Source organism: Paraburkholderia hospita (assembly GCF_002902965.1).
GTDB lineage: Bacteria > Pseudomonadota > Gammaproteobacteria > Burkholderiales > Burkholderiaceae > Paraburkholderia > Paraburkholderia hospita.
Genome location: NZ_CP026105.1, coordinates 2881193 through 2905156, shown reverse-complemented (window position 1 = coordinate 2905156; position 23964 = coordinate 2881193). Strand labels below are relative to the sequence as shown.

Annotated in this window: 21 protein-coding genes and 3 pseudogenes; 15 read left to right on the top strand and 9 right to left on the bottom strand. The window is 59.5% G+C overall.

Annotation, left to right across the window (positions count from 1 at the left end; genetic code table 11):
- Positions 1-28: 28 nt before the first annotated feature.
- On the bottom strand, positions 29-292 hold the full coding sequence (locus tag C2L64_RS56265) for an integrase core domain-containing protein (RefSeq protein WP_208525988.1): 264 nt from the start codon (positions 290-292) through the stop codon (positions 29-31).
- Between the two features lie 128 nt (positions 293-420).
- On the opposite strand from C2L64_RS56265, the gene C2L64_RS13215 reads away from it, so the two are divergent.
- From C2L64_RS13215 to C2L64_RS13200, 4 genes are all read left to right on the top strand, one after another.
- Positions 421-633, top strand: a complete 213-nt coding sequence (locus tag C2L64_RS13215; protein ID WP_208525989.1) for a DUF5372 family protein — start codon at positions 421-423, stop codon at positions 631-633.
- A 209-nt stretch (positions 634-842) separates the two neighbouring features.
- The gene (locus tag C2L64_RS13210; RefSeq protein WP_090839197.1) at positions 843-1304 is read left to right on the top strand and encodes a helix-turn-helix domain-containing protein; all 462 of its coding nucleotides are present in this window, start codon (positions 843-845) and stop codon (positions 1302-1304) included.
- 11 nt (positions 1305-1315) lie between these two features.
- Positions 1316-1609, top strand: a complete 294-nt coding sequence (locus C2L64_RS53200) for a hypothetical protein (RefSeq protein ID WP_143055850.1) — start codon at positions 1316-1318, stop codon at positions 1607-1609.
- Complete coding sequence (locus C2L64_RS13200; RefSeq protein ID WP_208525990.1) at positions 1606-3429, top strand: recombinase family protein; 1824 nt, start codon at positions 1606-1608, stop codon at positions 3427-3429. The genes C2L64_RS53200 and C2L64_RS13200 overlap by 4 nt, the downstream gene beginning before the upstream one ends.
- 274 nt (positions 3430-3703) lie before the next feature.
- On the opposite strand, the pseudogene C2L64_RS54805 reads toward C2L64_RS13200, so the two are convergent.
- Positions 3704-4669, bottom strand: a pseudogene (locus tag C2L64_RS54805) (IS3 family transposase); the annotation flags it as partial.
- 36 nt (positions 4670-4705) lie between these two features.
- On the bottom strand, positions 4706-5683 hold the full coding sequence (locus C2L64_RS13185) for an IS110 family RNA-guided transposase (protein ID WP_094298160.1): 978 nt from the start codon (positions 5681-5683) through the stop codon (positions 4706-4708).
- 342 nt (positions 5684-6025) lie between these two features.
- Between C2L64_RS13185 and C2L64_RS13180 the strand changes: the two are divergent.
- The 4 genes and pseudogenes from C2L64_RS13180 to C2L64_RS13165 all read left to right on the top strand — a co-directional run.
- A pseudogene (locus C2L64_RS13180) lies at positions 6026-6400 on the top strand (transposase); the annotation flags it as partial.
- 275 nt (positions 6401-6675) lie between these two features.
- Positions 6676-6828 (top strand): annotated as a pseudogene (locus C2L64_RS54800) (IS5/IS1182 family transposase); the annotation flags it as partial.
- On the top strand, positions 6825-7226 hold the full coding sequence (locus C2L64_RS13170) for a GIY-YIG nuclease family protein (protein WP_158660508.1): 402 nt from the start codon (positions 6825-6827) through the stop codon (positions 7224-7226). The pseudogene C2L64_RS54800 and the gene C2L64_RS13170, both read left to right, overlap by 4 nt.
- A gap of 19 nt (positions 7227-7245) precedes the next feature.
- The gene (locus C2L64_RS13165) at positions 7246-7815 is read left to right on the top strand and encodes a hypothetical protein (RefSeq protein ID WP_143055845.1); all 570 of its coding nucleotides are present in this window, start codon (positions 7246-7248) and stop codon (positions 7813-7815) included.
- A 348-nt stretch (positions 7816-8163) separates the two neighbouring features.
- On the opposite strand, the gene C2L64_RS13160 is transcribed toward C2L64_RS13165, so the two are convergent.
- From C2L64_RS13160 to C2L64_RS13150, 3 genes are read right to left on the bottom strand one after another with little or no spacing between them, the layout of a single operon-like run.
- On the bottom strand, positions 8164-9318 hold the full coding sequence (locus C2L64_RS13160; protein ID WP_090839135.1) for a lipase family protein: 1155 nt from the start codon (positions 9316-9318) through the stop codon (positions 8164-8166).
- Positions 9305-10558: an LssY C-terminal domain-containing protein gene (locus C2L64_RS13155; protein ID WP_007579908.1), complete on the bottom strand. Its 1254-nt coding sequence runs from the start codon at positions 10556-10558 to the stop codon at positions 9305-9307. Before C2L64_RS13155 ends, C2L64_RS13160 begins: the two co-directional genes overlap by 14 nt.
- Entirely contained in the window at positions 10555-11841 is a 1287-nt protein-coding gene (locus C2L64_RS13150; RefSeq protein WP_007579910.1) for an LssY C-terminal domain-containing protein, read from the bottom strand. The genes C2L64_RS13155 and C2L64_RS13150 overlap by 4 nt, the downstream gene beginning before the upstream one ends.
- A 1295-nt stretch (positions 11842-13136) precedes the next feature.
- On the opposite strand from C2L64_RS13150, the gene C2L64_RS13145 reads away from it, so the two are divergent.
- From C2L64_RS13145 to C2L64_RS56260, 7 genes are all read left to right on the top strand, one after another.
- Positions 13137-13610: a glycine zipper domain-containing protein gene (locus C2L64_RS13145; RefSeq protein ID WP_090839137.1), complete on the top strand. Its 474-nt coding sequence runs from the start codon at positions 13137-13139 to the stop codon at positions 13608-13610.
- 222 nt (positions 13611-13832) lie between these two features.
- On the top strand, positions 13833-14204 hold the full coding sequence (locus tag C2L64_RS13140) for a hypothetical protein (protein ID WP_063717333.1): 372 nt from the start codon (positions 13833-13835) through the stop codon (positions 14202-14204).
- A gap of 522 nt (positions 14205-14726) precedes the next feature.
- The gene (locus C2L64_RS13135; RefSeq protein ID WP_007579916.1) at positions 14727-15077 is read left to right on the top strand and encodes a hypothetical protein; all 351 of its coding nucleotides are present in this window, start codon (positions 14727-14729) and stop codon (positions 15075-15077) included.
- Positions 15078-15176: 99 nt separating this feature from the next.
- Positions 15177-15746, top strand: coding sequence for a BPSL1445 family SYLF domain-containing lipoprotein (locus C2L64_RS13130; RefSeq protein WP_007579919.1), 570 nt, complete (start codon positions 15177-15179; stop codon positions 15744-15746).
- Positions 15747-15824: 78 nt separating this feature from the next.
- Positions 15825-16409, top strand: a complete 585-nt coding sequence (locus C2L64_RS13125; protein ID WP_007579921.1) for a hypothetical protein — start codon at positions 15825-15827, stop codon at positions 16407-16409.
- Between the two features lie 132 nt (positions 16410-16541).
- Positions 16542-17636: an AI-2E family transporter gene (locus C2L64_RS13120; protein WP_090839139.1), complete on the top strand. Its 1095-nt coding sequence runs from the start codon at positions 16542-16544 to the stop codon at positions 17634-17636.
- A gap of 1067 nt (positions 17637-18703) precedes the next feature.
- A complete protein-coding gene (locus tag C2L64_RS56260) occupies positions 18704-19666 on the top strand; it encodes a helix-turn-helix domain-containing protein (RefSeq protein ID WP_007579925.1) in 963 nt (320 codons plus the stop codon).
- Between the two features lie 6 nt (positions 19667-19672).
- Here the strand turns inward: C2L64_RS56260 and C2L64_RS13110 are convergent, their stop codons facing one another.
- The 3 genes from C2L64_RS13110 to C2L64_RS13100 all read right to left on the bottom strand — a co-directional run bounded on the left by C2L64_RS13110 (position 19673) and on the right by C2L64_RS13100 (position 22971).
- On the bottom strand, positions 19673-20473 hold the full coding sequence (locus tag C2L64_RS13110; protein ID WP_007583990.1) for an IS5 family transposase: 801 nt from the start codon (positions 20471-20473) through the stop codon (positions 19673-19675).
- 488 nt (positions 20474-20961) lie between these two features.
- Positions 20962-21639, bottom strand: a complete 678-nt coding sequence (locus C2L64_RS13105; protein WP_007579926.1) for a carbonic anhydrase — start codon at positions 21637-21639, stop codon at positions 20962-20964.
- 18 nt (positions 21640-21657) lie between these two features.
- The gene (locus tag C2L64_RS13100) at positions 21658-22971 is read right to left on the bottom strand and encodes a DUF2254 domain-containing protein (RefSeq protein ID WP_007579928.1); all 1314 of its coding nucleotides are present in this window, start codon (positions 22969-22971) and stop codon (positions 21658-21660) included.
- Between the last annotated feature and the right edge of the window lie 993 nt (positions 22972-23964).

Sequence of the window (23964 nt, the reverse complement as noted above, 5' to 3'; positions counted from 1 at the left end):
GCTTCGACGGACAGATCTGCAGTTGGGATCAATGCTGTGTTGGTCCTCCTGGTAGTGTTGTGTCGCGGGTTGTCCACGGACGGGCAGCGGGTCGCCTGTCACGGCCATGACGCTGCCCGGCGGTGGGCAACCCGCGTGGCGATACGGTTTGCCTTTTTGCGTTCAGGTTTTCGAATTCGAGCGGTGAACGGTAGCCGAGGCTGCTGTGCAGGCGCCGCGTGTTGTAACGACCTTCGATCCAGGCAAAGATCTCACACCGTGCCTGCGCATGCGTGTCGAAGTGTTCGCGCATGAGCAACTCTGCTTCGAGTGTGCCGAAGAACGACTCGCACATGGCATTGGAGTCCGCAGACAACTGCGCCCGTGAGTGACGCTGGAAGCCGACGTTTTCAGGTAACTCATCCGTACCATCCCCTTCATTTGCAAGAATTCGAACTGGTCCTTCACGCCAAGAACTGGCATGAGGACAGGGTTTGGTTTCACGACGCGAATGGCCGACTGCGGGCGCTCCCCGCCAGCTGGACGAGCGTCGTCGGCGAGGACCCATTCAACGTCGTCGCTGCCGGGCGCGCCTTGTTTCGCGTGGAGGAGCTGCTTGAACTGGGGCGTTTGATCGCCACGTTGGAGCCGTGAACAGCGCGACCACGTGTAAAGCCAAATACGCCGCGTATGTAAAGTTAACTATGCCAGATAGCGCCCTCCACGGTCACCTTGGTCGTCGATATAATTGCATTATATCGGCAATATTTCCGCAAATATCCCAGACATTGGACTTGCATATTCAGATATATGGTACATAATTGTGTTTACACTGTTTTGGCCGCTTTCCCTGGAGTTTGTGCATGGCGACAGACCGACGCAAAGAGGACAAGCACCGCGCGCTGCGGCAGCAGGCGAGCCTCAATCCGCGCCCCGATGCCGTGACGCATCCGCTGTTTCGGGAGGGCGAGTTCTTCGATTCCTACGATCTGCTGCAGGTCAAGTACGAGATGCTGCGCGCGGTGCGCGTGGACAAGCGGCCGATCAGCGAAGCGGCCAAGGCATTCGGTTTCTCCCGCCCGTCGTTCTATCAGGCTCAGACGGCTTTCGAACAGGGCGGACTGGCCGCTTTGATTCCGCAGAAGACTGGGCCGCGCGGCGGCCACAAGTTGACCCCGGCGGTGATGGAGTTTCTGAACCGGGCGCGGGTTGCAGAGCCGACTGTGCGAGCGGAGCGACTGGCCAGTCTGGTGCACCAGACCTTCGGCGTACAGGTTCATCCGCGCAGTATCGAACGACAGTTTCTGCGCCAAAAAAAACCGTAACGAAACCGTCCGTGTCCACTCCGGACCGTGCGCTGTGCAATGACGGACTGATCTCCCGTTATGAAGATCTGAGGCAACAGGCACTTGGATTGCCGTGCGAGATTCCTCGCGGCCAGGGCCTCGTGCTGTTGATGCGCAGCGGCATGAGAGCGTGGATGCAGGCATGGGCCCAGTGCGCGACCACGGTTGTACGGCGGCAGCCGCCGCCTGGTGAGGCAGAGATCGTTCCCTTCACGCTGCATCAGGAGGCGACGTTGATTCTGGCTTCAATGCTTTTACACCGGCGTCAGGAGGCAACAGCATGAAGAGCGATCCTCATCAGAAGGTGCAGGCGAGCCATCTGAAGCGCAACGCCTATCTGTATATCCGGCAATCCACATTGCGTCAGGTGTTCGAGAATACCGAGAGCACCAAGCGCCAATATGCACTGCGCCAACGGGCGGTCGCCCTGGGGTGGTCCGAGGACCGCATTATTGTGATCGATAGCGACCTCGGCCAGTCCGGCGCGTCATCGGCGGACCGCGAAGGATTCCAGCGTCTGGTCGCCGAAGTTGGCGTGGGCCATGCCGGTATCGTGCTCGGCCTGGAGGTGTCGCGCCTGGCGCGCAACTCCACCGACTGGCATCGGCTGCTCGAGATCTGCGCAATCACCGACACATTGATCCTTGACGAGGATGGCGTATACGATCCTGCTCACTTCAACGACCGGCTGTTATTGGGGCTCAAGGGCACCATGAGTGAGGCCGAATTGCACGTGCTGCGGGCGCGCCTTCAAGGAGGAATCCTAAGCAAAGCGAGGCGCGGTGAACTGCAGATGCGCCTGCCCGTTGGCTTCGAGTACAACGCCGCGGGCGCGGTCGTTCTCGATCCGGACCAGCAGGTCCAGCACTGCCTGAGGTGGTTGTTCGACACCTTCCGAGGTACGGGATCGGCGATGGCTACCGCGCGCGCCGCGCATCATCTCGAGCTGGCGTTTCCGCGACGGTGCTGCAAAGGTCCGCACAAGGGCGAATTGCTGTGGGGCAGCCTCGGACACAGCCAGGTAGTGCGCATTCTGCACAACCCAAGGTATGCAGGCGCTTTCGTCTATGGTCGCACCCATACACGCAAGACAGTCGATGGACGCACGCGTGTGATTCGCGCCCCGCGGGACCAGTGGGATACGCTGATTCCGGGCGCCCATGCCGGTTATCTGTCCTGGGAAGAGTATGAGCAGAATCAGAAGCGTTTGCATGAGAGCGCACAGGCGATCGGAGCCGACCGGCGCCGAGGCGCGCCGCGTGAGGGTCCAGCACTTCTTCAGGGAGTCGTGGTCTGTGGTCGATGCGGGAACCGCATGACGGTTCGTTACCACAGCCGCCAGGGCTGCCTGTGTCCCGAGTACATCTGTCAGCGCGAAGGCATTGAGCAGGCCGGACCAGTCTGCCAGCGCATCCACGGGGCTGCCATCGACGAGGCCATTGGCGAGCTGCTCGTCGAGGCGCTCAACCCGCTTGCCATTGAGGTAAGTCTGGCGGTTCAGCGCGAACTCCAGTCCCGCATCGAAGAAGCCGACTGTCTGCGTCACAAGCAGGTGGAGCGCGCCCAGTATGAAGCTGATCTGGCGCAGCGCCGCTACATGCGCTGCGATCCGGAGAACCGCCTGGTCGCCGACTCACTTGAGGCTGACTGGAACCATAAGCTGCGAGCGCTGACTGAGGCTAACGAGGAATATCAGCGTCGGCGTGAACAGGACGCGCGTATTCTGACGGACGAGCAGCGCGCCGTCATCGTCTCGCTGGCGTCCAACTTCCCCCGGCTATGGCGGGACCCCGCCACCCCTGACCGGGAACGCAAACGCATGATCAGGCTGCTTCTGGAAGACGTCACCCTGAACCGGGACCAGCAGGTTACCGCACAGATCCGCTTCAAGGGCGGCGCTCACCGGACCCTCAGCCTGCCGTTGCCGCTGAAATCGTGGCAGCGATGGGTCACCCCCGCCACGGTGATCGAGGAGATTGACGAACTGCTCAATCACCATACTGTCCTGCAGATCGCGAATATCCTGAACGAACGTGGCGCCCCGTCGGGCACGGGCAGGCCCTTCAATGCAAAAATGGTCGCACGCCTGCAGCGCAACTACTGACTAAAGCCACGCTATGACCGGTTGCGCGAAGCGGGTCTCCTGACGCTGCAGGAGATGGCCGACGCGCTGCACGTCACGCCGACGAGCGTGAAGATATGGAACCGTCGCGGACTCATCCGCGGTCACGCCTACAGCGACAAGAACGAGTGCCTGTACGACCCTCCGGGCACTGACTCGCCCAGAAAGGCGATGGGCGTCAAGCTGTCCTGCCGGCGTCGCCATCCCGACGTCGTCTCTGATCGCCGCAAGGAGGTGTAGTGTGAAACGCAAGCCTTGTCGAAGCAGTCGCCGGCCGTCCCCATCGAGGGCTGCACGCCCGCTTCGCGGCAACGCTTCCCGAAGGCAATGGACGTGTACTGACAGCCCTGGTCGGAATGATGAATCACGCTCTCGGGGCGCCGCTGCAGCAGTGCCATGTCCAGTGCGCGCAGCATCAGTTCGGTGTACAGATGGTTGGACATCGCCCAGCCGACGATACGCCGGCTGAACACATCGAGCACCACCGCCAGATAAAGAAACCCCTCACCGGTCGGAATGTACGTGGCGTCCGCCACCCACAACACGTTCGGCGCTTGCGCACTGAAGTGCCGGCGCACCAGATCAGGCGCACGCCGAGCTCCTGCGCGCGGGCGCGTGGTGACCTTCCAGCGCCGCCGGCTTGCGCCACACAGGCCGGCCATGCGCATCAGGCGCGCCACCCGCTTGCGTCCCACATGCACGCCTTCACGCGCGAGCTGCGCATGAATACGCGGCGCCCCGTACGTGCCGCGTGAGCTCGCATGCACGGTACGGATGCGTGCGAGCAACTGTGCATCGCTGCACGCACGCCGGGATGGTTTGCGTACCAGCCACGCGTAATAGCCGCTCGTGGAGACCCCGAGCAGCCGTGCCATTGTGATAATGGGCCAGCGGGCCCGGTTCGCCTTCATGAATCCGTATCCTTCGGTGATACGGCTCCCGTCTCCCGCGCGAACCAGGCCGCGGCGTGAGAGAGGATGTCCCGTTCCATCTTCAGTTGCCGGTTCTCGCGGCGCAGCCGCGTGAGTTCCTGCCGCTCGGCCGTGGTCAGCCCGTCATGGCGCACACCCGCGTCACGATCGGCCTGCGCGACCCAGTTGATGATCGTCTGTGCGGTCGGCTCGAACTCGCGCGCCAGCTCCTCAGGGGTACGTCCGGCCTTCACCAGCTCCACCATCTGCGCCCGGAACTCCACCGGGTAAGGGGTACGATGCCTGCCCATTTCGACACCTACAAAGGATAGCAACTGTCTTGGAGGTCAAGCATTTTTGAGGTCCGTCCCATGAAACGATGCGTCCCACGGCCTGCCGGCTTTGACCATCGCGTTCAGAATGGTCAGCAGTTTGCGCATGCAGGCGACGAGCGCGACCTTCTTTGGCTTTCCGGCTTCGACGAGGCGGCGATAAAACAGCCTGATCGCCGGATTGTGACGGGTCGCCACCAGGGCAGCCATGTAAAGGACACGTCGCACGCTGCCACGGCCCCCAAAGATCGTTCGTTTGCCGCGCATCGTGCCTGAATCGCGATTGACTGGCGCGACGCCAATTAGCGCACTGATTTCCCGTCGCGTCAGTTTGCCCAGCTCAGGGACTTCGGCAATCAAAACCGAAATCGTTGCATCGCCCACTCCCTTAACGGTACGAAGCAACGCTGACAGGTCCGCAAAGTGCGAGTGGATATGCCCGCCCATATCGCTATCGATACGGGCAAGTTCATCCTTCAGCGCCTGGATTATGGTTTCGATGCTTTTGCGGGTTTGAGCATGCGCGGGCGCGAGCCGGTTGCCCTCGGAGACGAGCATCGTGATCAACTGCCGACGCCGCGCAACGAGCGCCGCCAGCGCTTGCTGTTCGATGGTCGGCAAGGTCTTGACGAATTTCTCGCGCTCGGGATGACGTTCGATCACTTCGCCGAGCTGGGCGAGAATGCGAGCATCGATGCGATCAGTCTTCGCAAGTTGCCCCATCGCACGAGCAAAGTCTCGCGCCTGCCGTGGATTGATCACTGCCACGGCGTATCCGGCGGCCTGCAATACGCAAGCTACTGCCATTTCCAGCCCGCCTGTCGCTTCGAGCACGATCAGCGCAACCCGGTGGCGCGCCAGTTCCTCAAGCAAGGTATCGAAGCCATCCGTCGTGTTGGAGACACTCAGCGGCGTTGCCTTGACGCCAATCGCCACATCCAGCGTAGCCTTGGAAACGTCAATGCCAACGGTAATCGGTTTCGGATCTGGCAAGCTCGTCACTACCCCTCCTTGTACATGCGAACTTTTTTCAAACAACTGTTCGGGCTGTTGATGAGCGGCTCAGCTCGTGCGCCATTCGCTATCCTGCGGGCTGCAAACCCAAGGTGTCATCAGGCTGCACGAGCCTTGCCAAACCGACACAAAACCAAGGCTGTGGATTTGTGGACGATGCGCCTGCGGCGCACCGGAAAGCTTACCGTGGACAACGCTGCGCGTTGCCCACCGCGCTCTCCTTCGCCCACAAGCTACACAGCCTCCAACTACGAATAATAAAGAGAGGCTTCAAAGCCGTACTTCAAGATACAAGGTGTCCGTTTTTGCGGGTCAACCTCAGGTCCGATTACGGCGAGCGCCCTGGTCGCCTCTATCGGTGATGCCAAAAGTTTCGCAAATGGGCGCCAGCTGGCCGCATGGCTCGGCCTCGTGCCCAGACAGAACTCCAGCGGTGGCAAGGCCGTGCTACTCGGCATCAGCAAGCGAGGCGACACCTATTTACGGACGCTTCTGATACATGGAGCGCGCTCTGTCATCCACGCGGCCAATCGCAAGGAAAAGAAGGAAGGCTGGTTGCATAGCCTGCTGCAGCGGCGCAACCGGAATGTTGCGGCAGTTGCGCTCGCGAACAAGAATGTGCGCATCGTGTGGGCGCTATTGGCTCACGCGCGCGAGTTTCAGAGTGATTACGCGGCTATCCGGAGTGCGGCATAACCCCTCCATACCGTTGAAGTGTAACGAACAGCAGGAGACTTCAGCCGATTGCTCGGGCAATCATGATGTGATGGCGTGACAGGTCAGACCGTGGTCAAGAAAATCTGATTGAGCCGGTGTGCGCGAAAGCACGCAAAACTGACGAGATCTTGACCAGCAAATTCCATCAGGGACCGCCAGCGTGCGCTGGGAAGCGAAGTCCGAATGCATGGCTGCAATCTAGACCTCTAACCCGTCGCAAAATGAACGCTTGGCAAACTGGGGGCGTCCATGCATGGCTCAAAGGTGCACTGGGCGATGCGATGCACGCGGTGCTGTGCGGCGCCGGTCACAACCTCCGGATGATCCTGAGGAAGCTGCGGCTTCTTTGCGTCTTCATTCTCGTCGCTTTGCTTAACCGCTGCATTGCCACCGACGTGATGGCGTGACGTCGGTCGATCTTCCGGTGTGCAAGATCGGAAGAACCGCTAGAGATCCCGTTGTCCGCTGTGCAGAAATCAATCAGAGCTCGACTGGTGATTTTCTTTGGGAGGTGACGCATCACATCGGTGTGAACGATTGCCGAAAGTTTGAATCGCTGGTTCACGCAAAGCTGCTGCAACTCCGACAGAAGAAACGAGAGTTCTTCAATATTCATCCGGACGACGCAATTGTCGCGATTCAATCTATACTCTGGTCGGCGCCGGACCTAAGAATAGTGACCATTGCGGAAAGTCAGAAAGAAGATTCCGGAGTGTCGAGAAGAACCGGTCCTCCCCGCAAGCAGTCTGCTCGCCAAAGCAGAGACACCATATACGCCCATTTGTTAGACGGGTTCACCGAATAAACGACGACCATTCGGGCAGTTGAACAAACCGGCGTACGGAGTTAGTGATGGACGCGAAGGCGTTCAATGGAATTTGAAGATATACCCGGATGTTGGGACGGCGCGTGTGGGAGTCAATCTTGAGGGCATGAAATACAGCGGCTGGCCGATTGCTTCGCTGATACGTTCTGAACTCGAAGTTCCGGCGCTGCTACGACTTGTTCCTCACTTGCGCGACCCGGAGAATATCATCCTACGATTCGCTCGAGACGCGTGGCTGGCAACTTCGAGGCCGGACATCGTGGAGCAACTCTTGGGCGAACGCGAATTTCGCCTGTCCGAACTTACCGAAGAGATATGGCACACAATACTTAGCGAAGCCATCCGCTGCCTCAACGAGGACCGGAGCTACCGTGGCAGGGGTCGCCAGGCTGTGACTTTGTTGAGAAAGGCGGGACCGGATGCAGAATCAAGGATGATGCCGGTTACGCCTCACCTCACCATATGGGCTCCAATTGATCCGGAGCGCGACTTGACAGAAGATTTGTCAGCTGCAATCGAACGTTTAGCGCCCGTCCACGAATGGGCGTCGAAGGCGAGCGGCGCGTAGCATTTTAAGGCAATCGCGAACACGACGACATCCTGACATGTATCGAGATCGACTCTGCGCTCGCCGCTTGAGTGTGCGGCAGGGCTCGGCCAGTTCCGGCCGTTGGCTCGCGCTGTTACGCGGACATTCTAACGTCGCCTCCGCTTGGTTAGCGGACTTTCATCCGATCGTGCCCCTCGAGTCGTCGGCCAATGCTCCTATCGGCTACACGTCACTCCGACGGCTGGTATGGAGCGACGGCAGCACGTGCTCGCGGAACCTCTCCCGCAGCTTCAGTGTGCAGCTTGCCAACGGCCGTATGCGGCAATTCGTTGACGAAAAAAGGTGGCATCGCGCATGTGTGCCGTTTCACTTTCGGGGTGTCACCAGATCTTCTTCCACAAAGCGCAGAATCGCCTCTGTCAGCGCCTCACGGGGGTAGGCGTTCTGCGTGACGAACAGCGAGCCGATCATGGTGTGTGTTCGAGCAACAGGCACGGCCAGTGCCCAGTGATCGGCATTAACGTAGCCCAGGAGAGCGCTTCCGGGCACGACCTGATCATAGAAGATCACCTGGCTGTCGTTGCGCGCGTCGACCCGCGAGAGTTTGTCGTAGCTCGATTTAAGTATCGACGATATGCGCTCCGGCTGAGGGAACGTCACGAGAGAGTAGTAGCGTAGGTCGCCCGGAAGCGGATTTTGCGCCATCCACGCCTTGCGCGTTGCCGGTCGCAGGCTTTGCACGGCGCCGCCGTCTCCCGAACTGCAGGTCGCGCCCGGGAAGTGCCGCAGCATGTCAGCCTGATATTGCTCGGCATCGTTGGCGAGCGGCGACCCGCCCACCGCTCCCGCTGCGCTGACGACAGCTGCCACACGGCTACGGATCTCCGGATACGCGACGACAGCCTCCAGGATGTCCGCGATACCCTTGGAGTAACCGACCAACACGAGCTGCGCTGCTCCAGCGGACAGTTGCATTGCCATGATGGCGTCGCGGATCTGATGTGCATTGTGGGTGGAACTCGACAGCCCGTCGACGTCGAGCATGACCCCGTCGTAGCCAGATTGTTGTAGCTGCTTTGTGACGGTTCCCGGCGAATTCAGCCACGGCTTGAAGCAGTCGTACCCGATGCCAGGGACCACTGCCGCGATGAGGTGGCGCCTCGATTGACCGAGATCGACGCTCGCGCCGGTGCCGGCAGGTTCAGTGCCGACGCGTGTCAGTGCGTCTTCGCAAGTACGGTAGTCAGGAAGCGCCGGGCCGTGCGCTTCAAGCACCGCACAGTAGATCTCGCGAAACCGCGCCCGTTTGTCCTGCACGCGCGCCTGGGACGCGGGAACGAGAGCGAGCGGCGGCGTATCCGTCGAATAGGGAACCAGCGGCTTCGTCGCGCATGCTGCGAGCGCGAGACAGGTCGCAAGCGCCGCAAAACGGACACGGCCATTCCTCCACGCCCATCCATACGGGATCGGTCGCGGCGCGACGCCACCTTGCCGCCCGGAGACGGGGCTACTTGCCGGCATCGCCGCTCTCCTTGGGTGCGGTGGACTCACGCAGCTCCAGGTAAGGCACCCAGTGAAGAATCTCCACGTTCGTGAAACTGAGCGGGCGCGTCGCGAAGAACATCACGGCACGCAGCCCGTCAGTGTAATAAGGCGTCCCATTAAGCGTCGTCCGCGGGTGTGCCTGCGGTGACGAACCGACGCCGTACACGAAGCCGAGTTTATCCAGGCCGCCCGAATACATCATGTCCTGGATCAGAAAGTTCCTTGCCTCGTCGACGTCCTCATGGAGCGTGCCGCCTTCCATATCGTGGTGCGTGAAGCGGCCACCGACAGGCCGTCCGACCTGAGCCAGATACACTGCATCACCGTTGAAGCGAATGGGCGCGAGCCATGCGCGCAATGAAGTGGAGGGCGCGCCCGCTTGCGCTTCCTTGCGCAGGACGACGTCGGGTCTGCGTCCAAATACCCACTGCGCGAGGTCGTTTCCACGCATGTCGCGACGATAGCTACGCCGCACCATTGCGGCACCGATGTCCCCAAGCGTACCGATGACAATTACGTTCAACGGATCAGCTTCCGTTGTCCCGTGCTCATCAGTGGCACAACACGGCATCCGTTCGAGCGCCGCGCGCAACGACGCAAGGTCGTGGTAGTCAGTGAATACAGTCTCGGGATACTGGAACAGGGTCAGCGCGAAACGCGGGTCCGCGGCGTCGCCCGGTACAGGCAGAAACAGGGAGAAGGGGATCAGCGTTCTGCTTCCGAAAAGATCGATATTGACGAGTTTGATTTGCCGGTCGGGGTTGGCGAAAAGAAATCCAGTGCGCGTTCCCCCGGGGGGAATGGGATTCCTGAATCCGAGCTTGTTCAGGTGACTGTCAATGCTTGCATTCGTCGCGCCTCCGAGAAGCGTGTGCATGGACCACGCTACTTCGAGTGGCGAGAAGTAGTCCGGATCGGTTCCAGAGTGCAGCAACCATAACGTTTGCGACGTCCGGTTTTCAACTTCGATCCATAGCGGCTGGATGTTGTTCTTGTTGATGTCGGCGCCGAACATGCGCTTGCTGTCGTCCGACCCAAGCACGGCCACGCTTACCCGCGCGTTCTGCCTGGTAGCGCTCACCGCACGCTCACGAAGCGGCGCGTCGTCGATGCTGGTCGGGGCCGTCCACGTCGCACAGCCCGCGAAAATGAGCGAAAGGACAACGCTGCCAGCAGCATTCTTCAATGCACGTTGCAGCGGCGACGATTCGTTCATCGTTTTGCTCCTGAGGGCAGGGCGTTGAACTTCGCAGCCGCCTCCCAGGGGAAGAATTCGATCCCTGAGAGCGAGGTGGGTTGCCGGTCGAATACGAGTACCTGACGATAGCCGTCGGTGTAGTACGGGTCGGTGGTGAGATTCTCGCTCGGTGCGCCTTGCGGGGTGGCGCCGACTCCTTTTACGAAGCCGATCTTCTGCAGGTTCTGCGAATAGGCCATGTCCTCGGTCAGTGCGGTGCGCGCCTCATCTACGTCCGGGTCGATCTTGTGCGTCGTCAGCGTGGGTGAGTGAAACGTCAGACGCACGCCGATATCCCGGCTGATCTGGCCGACCCACACGGGCTTGCCACGGTAGCGCATCGGGCTGAGCCACAGCCGCAGGTGATTGCGCTGGTGAATCGTGTCGCGTGCTTTCTGCAAAGCGAGGTCCTGCGCCCGGCCGAACAGGTAAAGATCGCTGACAGGCGAATTGACGTAGCGCTCGCCGGAAAGCGCGGACGTGATGGTCTTCATGATTGCGCCGGACCATTTTTGTTCGGTCGGACTCCAGCCACGTCGGACCAGTGCAGGAAACGCGTCGTCGATGCCTCCCACTATGACGAGATTGAGCGGATCGCCGTTCTTCGAACCGTCCTCATTGGTCGCGCAACAGGGAAGTGCTTCGAGTGCGGCGCGGAAAGCGTCGTCGTCCGTATAGTTCACGATTTTTTCCGGCGGATAGATCTCGCGCCGAAAGACTGCGCTGACATGGTAATCGGCGTAGAAGCCCGGCACGACCATCAGGAACGCGAATGTCTTCGCCTGCCCGCTCGCAACGAGGTCCAGTTGGACGAGCTTCGCGCCCTCGCTGAGGTTAGTCAGCACATACCCCGATAAGGTCTGCCCTGGCAGCACAGGATTGCGAAAGGCGATCGCGCGGAAGTGCCGGTCGAGTTCGTCTTTCCCGACGGGCGCATTGCTGTCGGCAAACGCCTCGGCCGCTTCCGAAGCCGGGAAGAAATTTGGGTCGAGGCCAGGCGACATCAGGAAATAGCTGACCGTGTCGTCGTTCTGCACCTCGATCCATACGGGCTGAATCTCCTTTTTCGCGAGCGGCACGCCATAAACAGCCTCGCTTTCTTCAGCCGAAAGCACCGAAGCGGAAACCCGGAGCCCTCCTTCGGTGCGTGTCACGGCGCGGCTCTTATAGGTAAGTCCGCCGGCATTCGGCAGCGTAGTGGCGCAACCGCACAACACGAATGTGATGACAACTGCAGCCAGCAGTCGAACGATGCCGTCCATTGCGTCACCTCTTTGCCGCGACCCGGGGCGGCGCTCCCGTCAGTTGGCTAGTGTGAATTGATCCTTACGGCAAATTCAGGCTGCTCTCCGCGTAACCTGCTTCGATATGCGTGTGAAATTATAGTGTGCAGGTTACAGCGCGCCATCGTTAAAAATCGACAAGAGCGGCGCTTCGCGCATGAATGACGTCATGGTTTTCGCCCTGGCCGCGCTCATAGAGCTGCCCGGCGTGACTCACCGTGTCAGGTCTTCCTACCGATGTACCCGTACCACGTGGGCCATGAGATCGAGGGTCTGTGCGTTGCCATTTTGTACGTGCCGGTATTCAGGACAGTTCCGCTTCAACATGCCGGGAGTTCGAGCCGACCACTCAAACCATTGATCGCTGGGTCTCACAGGCCGATCGCGATGCAGGCAGGCATCACGGCGGCCTGACGACGACGGAGCGCGAAGAACTCACGCGTCTGCGCCGCGAGAACCGTCGTCTCGAGCTCGAGCGCGAGATACAAAAGCCGCGGACGGGTTTTGCCGATCCCGTAACAGCGGGCCCACGGTCCCACGCAAACATGATGCGATCTTCGTAGAAGACATCTGTCTGTTCATCCAGTGGGGACTGGCGGCGGCTGAATTCAAGAACACGTCGCTCAGAATGCTGCCCGTTGTATCAGCTTGTCCTTAGAAAAATGCAGTCGCACGTGAAACGCTGGACTGGTCACGTACGCACTTCATATGGCGTAGTTGCGTCGTCGCCCTCAGGCTTGTATCCGAACCATCGAAAAATGTAGCGGACGCTCGTCGGTCTAAATACGTTGTGGAAAATCACACGCTTACGGCCTATATTGCTTTAGAAGATGAGAGCACGCGATCATGAGTCGCCTTATGTTCCGAGCGCACCATACGACGTTAATCAAGAAATCCCACCTGGCTATCCGGGCAGCACCATCCCGTGAGTAGCACGCAAATGCGAGTCAATCAAATTTAAGCGCAGGGCACCCATCTTGGAGATCCGCCAGAAGAGGCTGCCACGAACTCCGGGGGCAAGATTGCCCGGCATTGGCGCCGCGGCCCTGTCTGCGCCATATTGAAGGATCCGACGGGTCAAGCACGTTAATGAGGAGAGCAAGGCTTTCCAGCTTGGTCAGCGTCTTCGAATCGCTCTCGGGCCTTTTAGTCAAACATACACCTGTGATTATTTATCAAACGTTTCGTTCAGTCCCAGGACGAACTTGCGACAGATCGGTTTGAGAAAGAGAAAAGGAAAACCTGGCCGGATAGCATATGTCGAGGGAGTTATCATGAATTCATTCAGGTCGAGCCGAACGTGTGGTTGCATCGTCGCGCTAGCATGTTGCCAAACCATTGCGGAGGCGCAGCCTGTCGCCTACCCGGCCAAGGGACAAAGCGCGCAGCAACAACAGCAGGACCAGACGGCGTGCGCGTCGTGGGCCAAGTCGAACACTGGGGTGGACCCGGCAGCCGTGGCTGCAACACCTCCGCCACCGACGGGACCAGCCGTTGGGGGCGGAGAGCGGGTTGGAGGGGCTGCGCGAGGCGCTGCGGGCGGTGCTGTCGTTGGTGCGATTGCCGGTGATGCCGGCAAGGGCGCCGCTGTCGGCGCCGCCGCCGGAACGATGGCGGGTGGGTCACGCGCGCGCCAGAACAAGCGCAATGCACAGGCATCTGCCCAGGCGCAGAGTCAGAGCGCAATGGGCACTTACAATCAGGCCTATTCCGCCTGTATGAGCGGCCATGGATATACGATGCAGTGAGTGATAGCCTGGTCATAATAACCAGCACAACTCTCTTTCGCGGAAATCCAGGGATGTCAGTACGCTGGGCCGATCGGGTGCAAATGGCTTGTCCAAAAAAGGAGCGCGGAAATGAAGGTCAAAAAATACGGTTCATGGCTGCCCTCGCCATGACGGCGCGCCCGACATTGGCCCAGCCACAGAACATCGGTGGAGGTCACAAAAGGTACGTATAAGGCCACCGTGGTTGGAACGACAACTGTCACGGCCACGGTCGTAGCAATTGAGCCAGCTACCCGGACGGTCACCCTGAAGGACAACAGAGGCCGGGTCGTCGAGGTGGAGGTGGGCGAAGAGGTGCGCAACTTTGACCAGCTCAAGGTTGGCGACGTGGTCACGACCGAATACAGGGAAGCGATGTCGCTGAGTCTCATGAAAACGAGCGGCGCGCGTTCCGCCACGCAGCGCCTGATAGAACAGCGGACCGCGCCCGGTGCCAAGGCCGTCGGCACGATCGGTCGGGAAATAACGGTAATGGCAGATGTCGTCTGCCGTGAATGCGAAGGCGAAAACCGTCACTTGAAAGGGACCGCAAGGCAACACGACGCATCGTGAACAGATCGCCCGGATGGGTCGAGGCAAGCAGGTCCGGCACAACCCGCACCTATCTGAGTATTGGTGCGTATTCAGGCGACTAACAAAGTGTTCCAACGAGCAACCCTGCAACAATCGGACAGCGAGGCCCTGTTATTGCAACAATGACACCGGACAAGCACCAGGGTTGGCATCAACATCGGCCCGAGTGATCAGACCCGTGGCCCGAGGATGCATCTATGGAGAGAACACGTCCAGTCCGTAGTTGATTGATTGCCGCTCCCCGTGACATTGAACCAAGGTCCAATACCTGCCGGCGTGCGCCAGTCCTATTCTTTCACTGACGTACTTTTGTTCGGAGATTGCCATGACAACGTCAACAGGCCTGTTGACGGCAATGTCAAGTCGGCTGGTTTGCCGTTCCGTTCGAGCTTGAGTCGGGTCGTACGAGCTCGCAGAGCCGCAAGGCTTCCCGCCGCGATGACGTACAGATTGACGCGCCTGCGCGCCCGGAAGCAGGAAATCCAACTGGAGGGTGAAGAAATGAAACCGTTACCGCTTCTCGTCGTGACCATCGCTGTTTCAGCCTGTGCAAGCCAACCCATGCCGCCCAGCGCACAATCATCGCTTGGAGAAAGCCAGCAGCCCGTCCCCGCAGTCTCGCAATGCATCGCCCAGAAATGGGCAAACCAGTCTCAACAGACCGTCATATCGCAGGTGATTGTGGCGAACAACCAGGCGATGGACGTCTATGTCCCGGGGCAGCAGCCTCCGAATGGCGCAGCCGCGCTCGTGCGGCCGTCGTGGACAGGTAACAGCAAAACGTGGGTCGGTTTCCGCGCAGGCAGCGGGACAGGCGGCAACACCGGCGGTGATGTTAGCGGCTGCCTCTAGGCAGCGCGTCAGTCTGCGTTACTTCGTTGTTTCGACAGATGTGAGCAATCTCAGGTGCGACAGGCCGAAATCTGCTGCCCTTCAATTGAGGAGACTCTCATGAACCGCCGTACCTTCTTCGCGCTCACCGCCATCGCCCTGGCCAGTTCGCTAGCCGCCTGCAACACAACCAAGGATCCGGAGGAAGCGGCCATCAAGCGCCATGAAATCGATGCCGGCGTCGATGGCGCCCTCAACAAGCTATACAGTTCGACGCCAGGCGCGCAGGCGCAGGGCAGCAAGGCCAAGGCCATTCTCGTCTTTCCATCAGTGTTCGCCGCGGGCCTGGTCGTCGGTGGCGAATATGGCGAAGGCGCACTGCGCGAGGGGGGATCGTCCACCGGCTATTACAAGACCAGTACCGCGTCGTTCGGCTTGCAGATTGGCGCCCAGTCCAAGGCGGTGATCCTGATGTTCATGACCCAGGAGGCGCTCGATAAATTCCGCACGAGCAACAAGGGCTGGACAGCCGGCGTGGATGGCTCGGTGGCGGTGGCGAAGACAGGCGCCAACGGTACGCTCGACACTGCAACGACGAATTCGCCGATTGTCGGATTCGTGCTGACGAACTCCGGCCTGATGGCCAATCTTAGCTTCGAAGGCACGAAGGTCAGCAAGCTCGACATCTGATACCCGCACGGTAGCGCACGACTATCGAGGCATCATTCCGACACGTGCGCAGGCATACCATGGTCTTAAGGAGTTGACATGAAGACCCAGATTTTCCTTGTAATGGCCACTGTCGCCATGATGGCGCTCCCGGCGTTCGCCCAGCCACAGACGTCGGTGGAGGTCACAAAAGGTACCGGCACGGCCACCGTGACCGGAACGACGAAGGTCACAGCCACGGTCGTCGAAATTGACCCAGCCACCCGGACCGTCACCCTGAAGGACAAGAGAGGCCACATCGTTGACGTCGAGGTGGGCGAAGAGGCGCGCAACTTTGACCAGCTCAAGGTGGGCGACGTGGTCACAACCGAATACCGGGAAGCGATGTCGCTGAGTCTCTCGAAAACGAGCGGCCCGCGTTCCGCCTCGGAGCGCACGATGGAACAGCGCTCCGCGCCCGGGGCCAAGCCCGGTGGCACAATCGGTCGGGAAATCACGGTCATGGCCGATGTTGTCGCCGTGAATGCGAAAGCCAAAACCGTCACATTAAAGGGACCGCACAACACGGTGGATGTGATCGTGGAGGACCCCGAGCAGATGAAGAATATTCGCAAGGGAGATCAGGTGCAGGTCGTGTACACGGAGGCGGTCGCGATATCCGTCACGCCCGGCATGAGCAAGTAACAGATCAATGAACCAACTTCTTTCAGGCGTCGACGGACGCGGTCGCATGGATCTGTTCCGACGGCCATTGTGACGGGCGTGCCCTGGATTGTTGCCAGCAGATCCACGAGGTGACCTGCCGGGAGACAAGTTATGCTGCCCACACCGATTACCCAACGGGTGTTGTCCAGAGAATTGCTCTATGTCCTGATCCGTGCCGGACTCGTTGCTGTTCTGGCCATTTTCTGCTTCCAGATCTTCGTCCCGTTCCTGAACCTCATGGTCTGGGCATTGATCCTGGCGATCACGCTGTATCCGCTTCAGGTCAGACTTCGGCGTACGCTCGCCAACAAGGATGGCCTGATCGCCACGCTGATCGTCTTCGTCGCGTTGGGCGTCATCCTCGTGCCGACCTATCTGCTGGGCGTCGCGGTGGCCGGATCGGTCGACCATGCGATGGACATTTTCAAAAGCGGCAGCTTCCGCGTTCCACCGCCTGCCGACGCGGTGGCCAGCTGGCCCCTCGTTGGCCAGCGTGTGTACGACTTCTGGCAGCAGGCCTCGACCGACCTCACAGGTCTTGCGCAGAAGTTCGCACCACAACTCAAGGATGCCGGTCTCGCCCTGCTCGGAACGGTGACGGGCCTCGGCGCGGGGCTGCTCCTATTCTTCGCCGCCCTGATTGTCGCTGGCATACTGATGGCGCATGGCGAGAAAGGCCACGACAGCGCGGTGGAGATCGCGTCGCGCATCTCCGGCCCTGAGAACGGCCCGCAGATCGCCGATCTTTGCACGGCCACCATTCGCGCGGTCGCCCAGGGCGTGGTCGGGATCGCGTTCATCCAGATGCTGTTGATCGGTATCGGGTTCGTCGTCATGGGCATTCCCGGTGCGGGCCTGCTTGCGCTCGGGGTGCTGCTGCTCGGCATCATGCAGTTGCCCGCCACGCTGGTCACCATTCCGGTGATTATCTTCGTGATTGCCACGCAAGGCGTTAGCACCATGACGATCATCTTCTCGGTGTATGTGTTCGTCGCGGGGCTTGCCGATAACGTCCTCAAGCCATTGCTGCTGGGCCGTGGTGTCGCCGTCCCGATGCCTGTGGTGCTGATCGGCGCGCTCGGGGGCATGGTAACGGGCGGCGTCATTGGCCTGTTCATCGGTCCCGTGATGCTCGCAGTCGGTTATGAGCTCTTCTGGCGATGGGTAAAGGACCCGGCGAAGCCCGTGCGTTCAACAGAAGAGTAGCGGGCCTGATGCTGCCTGCTCACGCGGCGTCGCAGTCCAAAGGACAAGGAGAAAAGAAAAGGCCCGCAAACGCGGGCCAGGAAAACCGCAAATCACGGTGAAGAAGACGAACAGAACGCCGTGGGCGGTTGGCGCGTCCTCAGTGTTAGCCGGTCGCGCCGACTGTCAGTATAGGGCGGGTCAAGTCGCGGTACCAGGGATATCGGCATCAGGGGGCGATGTGGTTCGCGGTCTGTCGGGCCAATCACTGAACCCGCGACTGAATATGGATCTCAGAACCGGATCGACCAGAACGTTGGTCGGCGTGATTGGGGAAGGCGGGATCAACGCAGATACTTGAGATTGTTAGCTTGCTGACTATTATTGCTTCACGAGACCCGAAATAGTATCTCTGAAGTGGGTGGAGGACTCCGCGTGGTTCGCAATCAGCCACCGGACGCTATCAACAAGCGTTGCCCTCATTGCGGGCAGCGGAAGCCTTTGACTGCTTTCTTTTGCAACGTGTGGAGCGGTGATGGTTTGAGCTGTTGGTGTATCGAATGTAGTGTGCAATACAAGAACGAAGGGCACGAAAGACCGTCAGATAAAAGACCCGGCCAATCGATTGAAGCTTCGATGAGAAAACTCGCGAAACGCCGGATAAGCAAGGATGGAAAGTGAGGTTACGGAGACGGAGACAACGGAGAGAATCGAAAGTGTGCATCACGGGTCCCGGAGCACATCCAAATGAGACCGTTACGTTAATTTCGCAATTCAATTGACACGTATCGGGAGCACGTTACGTACGATGTAATTAATTGAACTGGCGAGGTTCCAGCTTTGCATTGGAGTCGATGAGAAAGCGTGAGCACCGGCCGATTTGGATCAAGGTGATTGCGGATCACTCCCTGACACGCCAAAGGATTGGCGGGGGCGTTGCGAGCCTTTTAACGATGCAGAGGTAGATCCGGATGCGGACGTTGCAGTGTCGAAAGCCGAAGCCAAATGCCAGAACTATAAGCTCTCCGACGCGGTGTCTATGGAGCGGGGCATCGCATGCGCGAGAAAGCGAATCTAAAGGGTGATTCATGATCGTAGGGCACGATTGCCGGCAGGTTCACCGTGAGTTCTATGGCTGTGGAGTACCTGTCAAGCGACGAATAGCGTTTGTCTTATCGGATTTCTGCGACCTGCTTGGCGTCGAAGTGGTTGCGGAATCACTCCAGCATGCCTCGGAACTGTCGGCTTTAGCGGATCAAACCGTATATCCAATGCAGTTCCTTTCTGCGCGCGGGGGAACCGTGAGGTCCGCACAGTCGCTGGTCGTCTCTACCGAGACACTGAATGAAGCGATGGAGACACGATTTTCCTTCGTACTGGTTGCCGCAGGCCCCAGCGCGCTGGACATCTGCAATATACTGCCCCAAGCGACGTGGCTGCAACTGATGAGGGCCTTAGGTACACCAGTCCGATTCCTGAGCACTGGCAGTGAACCTCATCAACATACGGTGGCGACTGCGCGAAGGTCCGACATCGACAGGATCAGGCAGCAAGCATTAAATTCTGAGCCCCGGGGGCGCCTGGCCAGCGCGATACATGCTGCCTTCGAAATAATCAGCGCCGATCTTGACGAATCGATCGCGCAAGAGGCTTTGCGCCGTACGACCGTTGCAAGGGCAGACCATACAATCATGCATTCCATTGATGTGAGCCTTGCCAGCGCGGACAGGATCCGGTCTACGGCCCGGTGGCTCAAAGACAATTGTCACCGTCCGATATGCGTTGCCGACGCGGCCAGCTTCTGCGCGATGAGTGAGCGAACCTTACTTCGTTACTTCCAAGCTTACTATGGCACATCGCCGTCGGGATATCTGCAACGGGTGAGGCTTGACCTGGCCTGCGAGTTGTTGGCGGAGACGTCGCTGCCAGCAGACAAGATCGCACGACACGTCGGATTGACAAACGGAGCGAGGCTCGGGAAACTCCTCCGCCGTTGCCTCGGAAAGTCGCCGAGTGAACTTCGTGCGATCGCTGTCCGCAGTATCCGCTAGACCGTGTTATGAACTTCGAAGTACTGGCACTGCATGCACGAGCATAAGCATGGCAAAAACAACGAAATGAAGCCCCGCCAATGTTTCAGGTAATCGCTCATAGTCGCGCGCGAGGCGGCGAAAACGGTTGAGCCAGCCGAAGCTGCGCTCGACCACCCAGCGCCGGGGCAGCAGCACGAAGCCTTTTTTTGCTTCCTGCAGTTTGATGACCTGCAGCTCAATGCCCTCATTGCGTGCAGCCTGAGCGGCATCTTCACCTGTGTAGCCCTGATCTGCGAAGGCCACCTTGACCGTCTCTCCCGTAATGTCCTGCACCTGACGCGCGAGTTCGCCTACCTGCGCGCGCTCCTGTTCATTCGCCGGTGTCACATGTACCGCAAGCAAATGTCCCAGCGTGTCGACCGCGATATGGACTTTGCTGCCACGCTTGCGTTTGTAGCCGTCATAGCCCGCACGTGGACCACTCTCGCAAGTGGATTGCATCGTCCGCCCATCCAGAATCACGGCGCTGGGCTGGCCCTGCCGACCTTGCGCAACACGGATGATCGAGCGTAAATCGCAGACCATGTTCTCAAAACAACCTGCCTGCAGCCACCGCTGGGTCTGCTGGTACACCATCTCCCACGCGGGAAAGTTGTTGGGCATCATTCTCCACGGCGCACCGGCACGCACGATCCAGCGTAACGCGTTGAACATTTCGCGCAGTTCGTATTTGCGCTGCGGGGCCGCTTCATCCATCAATGTCAGATACGGCGCCACGAAACTCCACTCTTCGTCGGACACGTCTGTTGGGTAAGGCTTGCGCATTTCTTTTGTCATGCGCCCAGGATACCAGGTTCCACAAAAAGTTCATAACACCGTCTAATGCGCACTGCGCCTTATTGTTGGCGTTGTATGCGGCTATCACCCCGAAGGACTCGGCGGGTATCTTGCCTGCAACGTTACTTGGCTAACGAAGGCCATATTCCCAATCACCGCCGCGATCGACAGTTAGTCCAGTTGTGGGGCGTCTGCTCCTCGAACAGCGATGGGGCGTCGACTACAGCGCTCTTCTCGAAAGCCGCCTTTCTGAATGAGAGGCATTAGCCTGAGTTTTGACCCAACCTCGGCCATCTCCGGACAGCAGTCCGCGCCCTCACGGAGGCATTCAAATGTCGGCTCGGCGCCAGACAGCGGTCCTTCGTGCGCAGAACATGTCTGTCGCATTTCCGATCAGCCCTCACCACACGACCATTCTCTCCACGGCTAGTCCATCGACCCGAGATGGCAATTGTCTAGAAGAGCTTCGTGCATCTTCACCGCGCCCGCGCGGCAAGGCGCGCAATCATCCGCTCAGCCATCGCGCGGTCGATGACTTCGAATGAGCGGCTCGTGCGCTCGTAGGCATACATGTCGCCAGTCGCGATGTCGAACCACCAGCCGCTCAACACCAGTGCGCCCGCAGTGACCTGCTGGTGAACGATCGGGTATGTCATCAGATGCTCAAGCTGCACAAGTACGTTGAGTTGCGACAATTGATCGTGCGGTTTCAGCCTGTCATTGAGCGGACCTTCGTGTTCGAGGCGAAACGCTGCGTTGTTGGCGTGGTACAGCCATTTATCGAGGTTCGGCGCTTTCAGCTTGGCGTTGCGTGTATACACGGCTTTCATCGCACCGCACTCGGAATGCCCGCACACAACAATATTCGCGACTTTCAACACCAGCACTGCGTACTCGATCGCGCTTGCCTCGGAAAGGTCACCGGAAGAGACCCCTTCCGCATTCGCCGGTGGTATCAGGTTGCCGACATTGCGCATCGTGAACAGATCGCCCGGATGGGTCGAGGCAAGCAGGTCCGGCACAACCCGGCTGTCCGAGCACGTGATGAAGAGCGCATCAGGTGTATGCGCGAGCGCCAGTTCGCTGAACTGCTTCGCGTATTGCGGCAGCATTTTCTCGCGGAATTCAACGATGCCCATAATGAGTTTGTCCATGGTTTACCTCCGAAAGGGCTAGTTGTTTGCTGTCGAGGCTGCCGAACCTCCAAGCCCTTGCGAGTCGGGGATACGGGCCAACGCCAGGTCCTCGGGAAACGGGAACATCGAGGTGATCGCGCGATCGAGCAGTGTTAGCTCGACGCGCAATGCGTCATGACGATGTTCCGGCAGGCTCTGGATGAGGTTCTCTATCGCCGCGCGTAGACGCCGCGCGATTTGAATGCTGCCCGCGCCGTACTGTCGTATCTCGCGAAAACTAATATGCACGAAGTCTTCCCAATTGGGCGTCCGCAAGATCACGCGCACCCGCCCCGACCTATCCACAATCTCTTCGATGTGCAGCGACCGTTTGCCCACCACGCGCAATAGTCGGTGCACCTGGTCGATCGCAAGCACGGCCGTGGTCGGATCGTTGATCGCCGCCGACAGCGCTTTCAGCGCAATATCGACCAGGATGCGAAACGCGAACATAGGGTCCTGCTCCATTGTGCGTTCCGTCCCGAAAGCGACCAGTGTGCGGAGCCTCCTCTCATCGATCGCGCCAGAATTCCCGTACAAATAAAACAAGGGTTCGTCGACAGCGACGAAATCACCCACTTGCGGCACGAATTCGATGACTGAGTTAGTGCGCCGCGCCTTGGCCACCAGCCTTTCCAGATTCACGGCCAGAACGATGCCAGATTTGCCGCGGTGACGAACAATGCGATCAGGTACGCCTCGCTCTTTGTCACGTTCCGGCGGGCTAGTTGCACCCGTAGTCGGAGCGGGGTAAACGCTCTCTATGACCGCCATCCCGTGCTTCCCGACGCGTGCCACGAGGCTTACCGGACGCAGAGATTTCGCGGCGTAGTCAATCAGGAAAAGGAACGCGACGACGGAGGCGAATCCGAATAGCGCTGCAAGGAACACTTGAAGCTGGTGTACCTCATTCTCACCCATCCAGCTCAGGGTTCTATCGGCGAACAGCATTGTGAAAACGAACAATCCCGAGATGCTACGGATGATGTTATCGCGCAGCAGTGTCGTCGCGATGATCCGCGGGGTGTACTGCCCGCCAGCGACCTGGATTGCGACGAGCAGCGAACCGAACGCAAACACCAGAAACGTCAGGTCTGCGGAAACGATGTCACCGAGCAACGCCCGGGCCCCGGTCATGGACAGCCCAAGAAAACCGGTTTTCGGATCAAGGATCGCTTGCCTGATCATCCACCTTCCCAGCATTTCAGTCAGAGGTTTTACCACTGCGTAGATCGCGACTGCGATGAGCGGCACAGCCCACAGCGAAGATCGCAGGTAACTCTTGAAGCTGTACCAGCGATTCCAGTCCATGTTTGCTCTCTCCCTACGATCCATATTGCAGCGGAGACCAAGGTCTTCTTCACTCGCCACGTGGCATGCAAAGGAGGCCTTCCGACCGGGCATCGCGCACGGCCGCGCTTATCCCGCGGTCGCTTCCTCCGGCCGTCGTCTTGATGTCCGTCGGCGTTCAGGCCAGTGCCGCCGAAACGTCCAAAACCACCTGCTTTCGCCGGGGCGCACGAACTGCACCGGGCGCCAGGTCGACAGCATCGCCGCTGTCAACATCCTCGACATCGGTGGGCCGGCACGACCAGCAGGTGAGTTGATCTGCCGTTCCAGTACTGTCTGATTACGCGGGTTGAGGCCGGATTGCTACCGCAAACGAATCCACCGGCCATGGGGGATTCCGCTGGCATGGAGGAGGTTACGGACACGTGAACCTTCCCGAAACAATAAGACACCTGAACTTCCGGCCGGTCAATGAGACCTTGGTTCAACAGGTCAGGGACGCCGTGTTTCCAGGATGGTGCCTCGATGGATTCCGGAATGTCGAAGGCTGACGGCGTCCGGACGCGAGCAGGGGAACCACGCTGATCGCGTCACCGCGCCAGGGGCTCGGTCCAGCCCAAAAATTTCGCTTGACACGATTTAAATGGTTTTCCTGAAACTGCGAATGACAGTTATGGGCAACGATTCGCCAGCCGGCTCGATGTGTAGATGGGCGTTAAACACCACAAAGCAGCCCTGGATGTGACGCCTGGTCCAAGGTCCGGAGTGGGTCGTCTACGGAAGTTCGGCTTTCAAGCAGGGATCGCGGTGTTCGAGGCGACCTCGTATTTCCGGGTTCGGCAAGCTTGAGCCATTCTGAGGAAGCTTTCGCGGGTCCGCTCCCGGCTCGACATGAGACGGTCGCTGATCGCGCTCTGAGCTTGCTGTCCGCCATTCCAGGGCATCGCGAATTGCGGACGAAGGGTGACCTGCTGTGTGACCTGATGTCCAGGTGCGATGACGCCGGTGAATAAT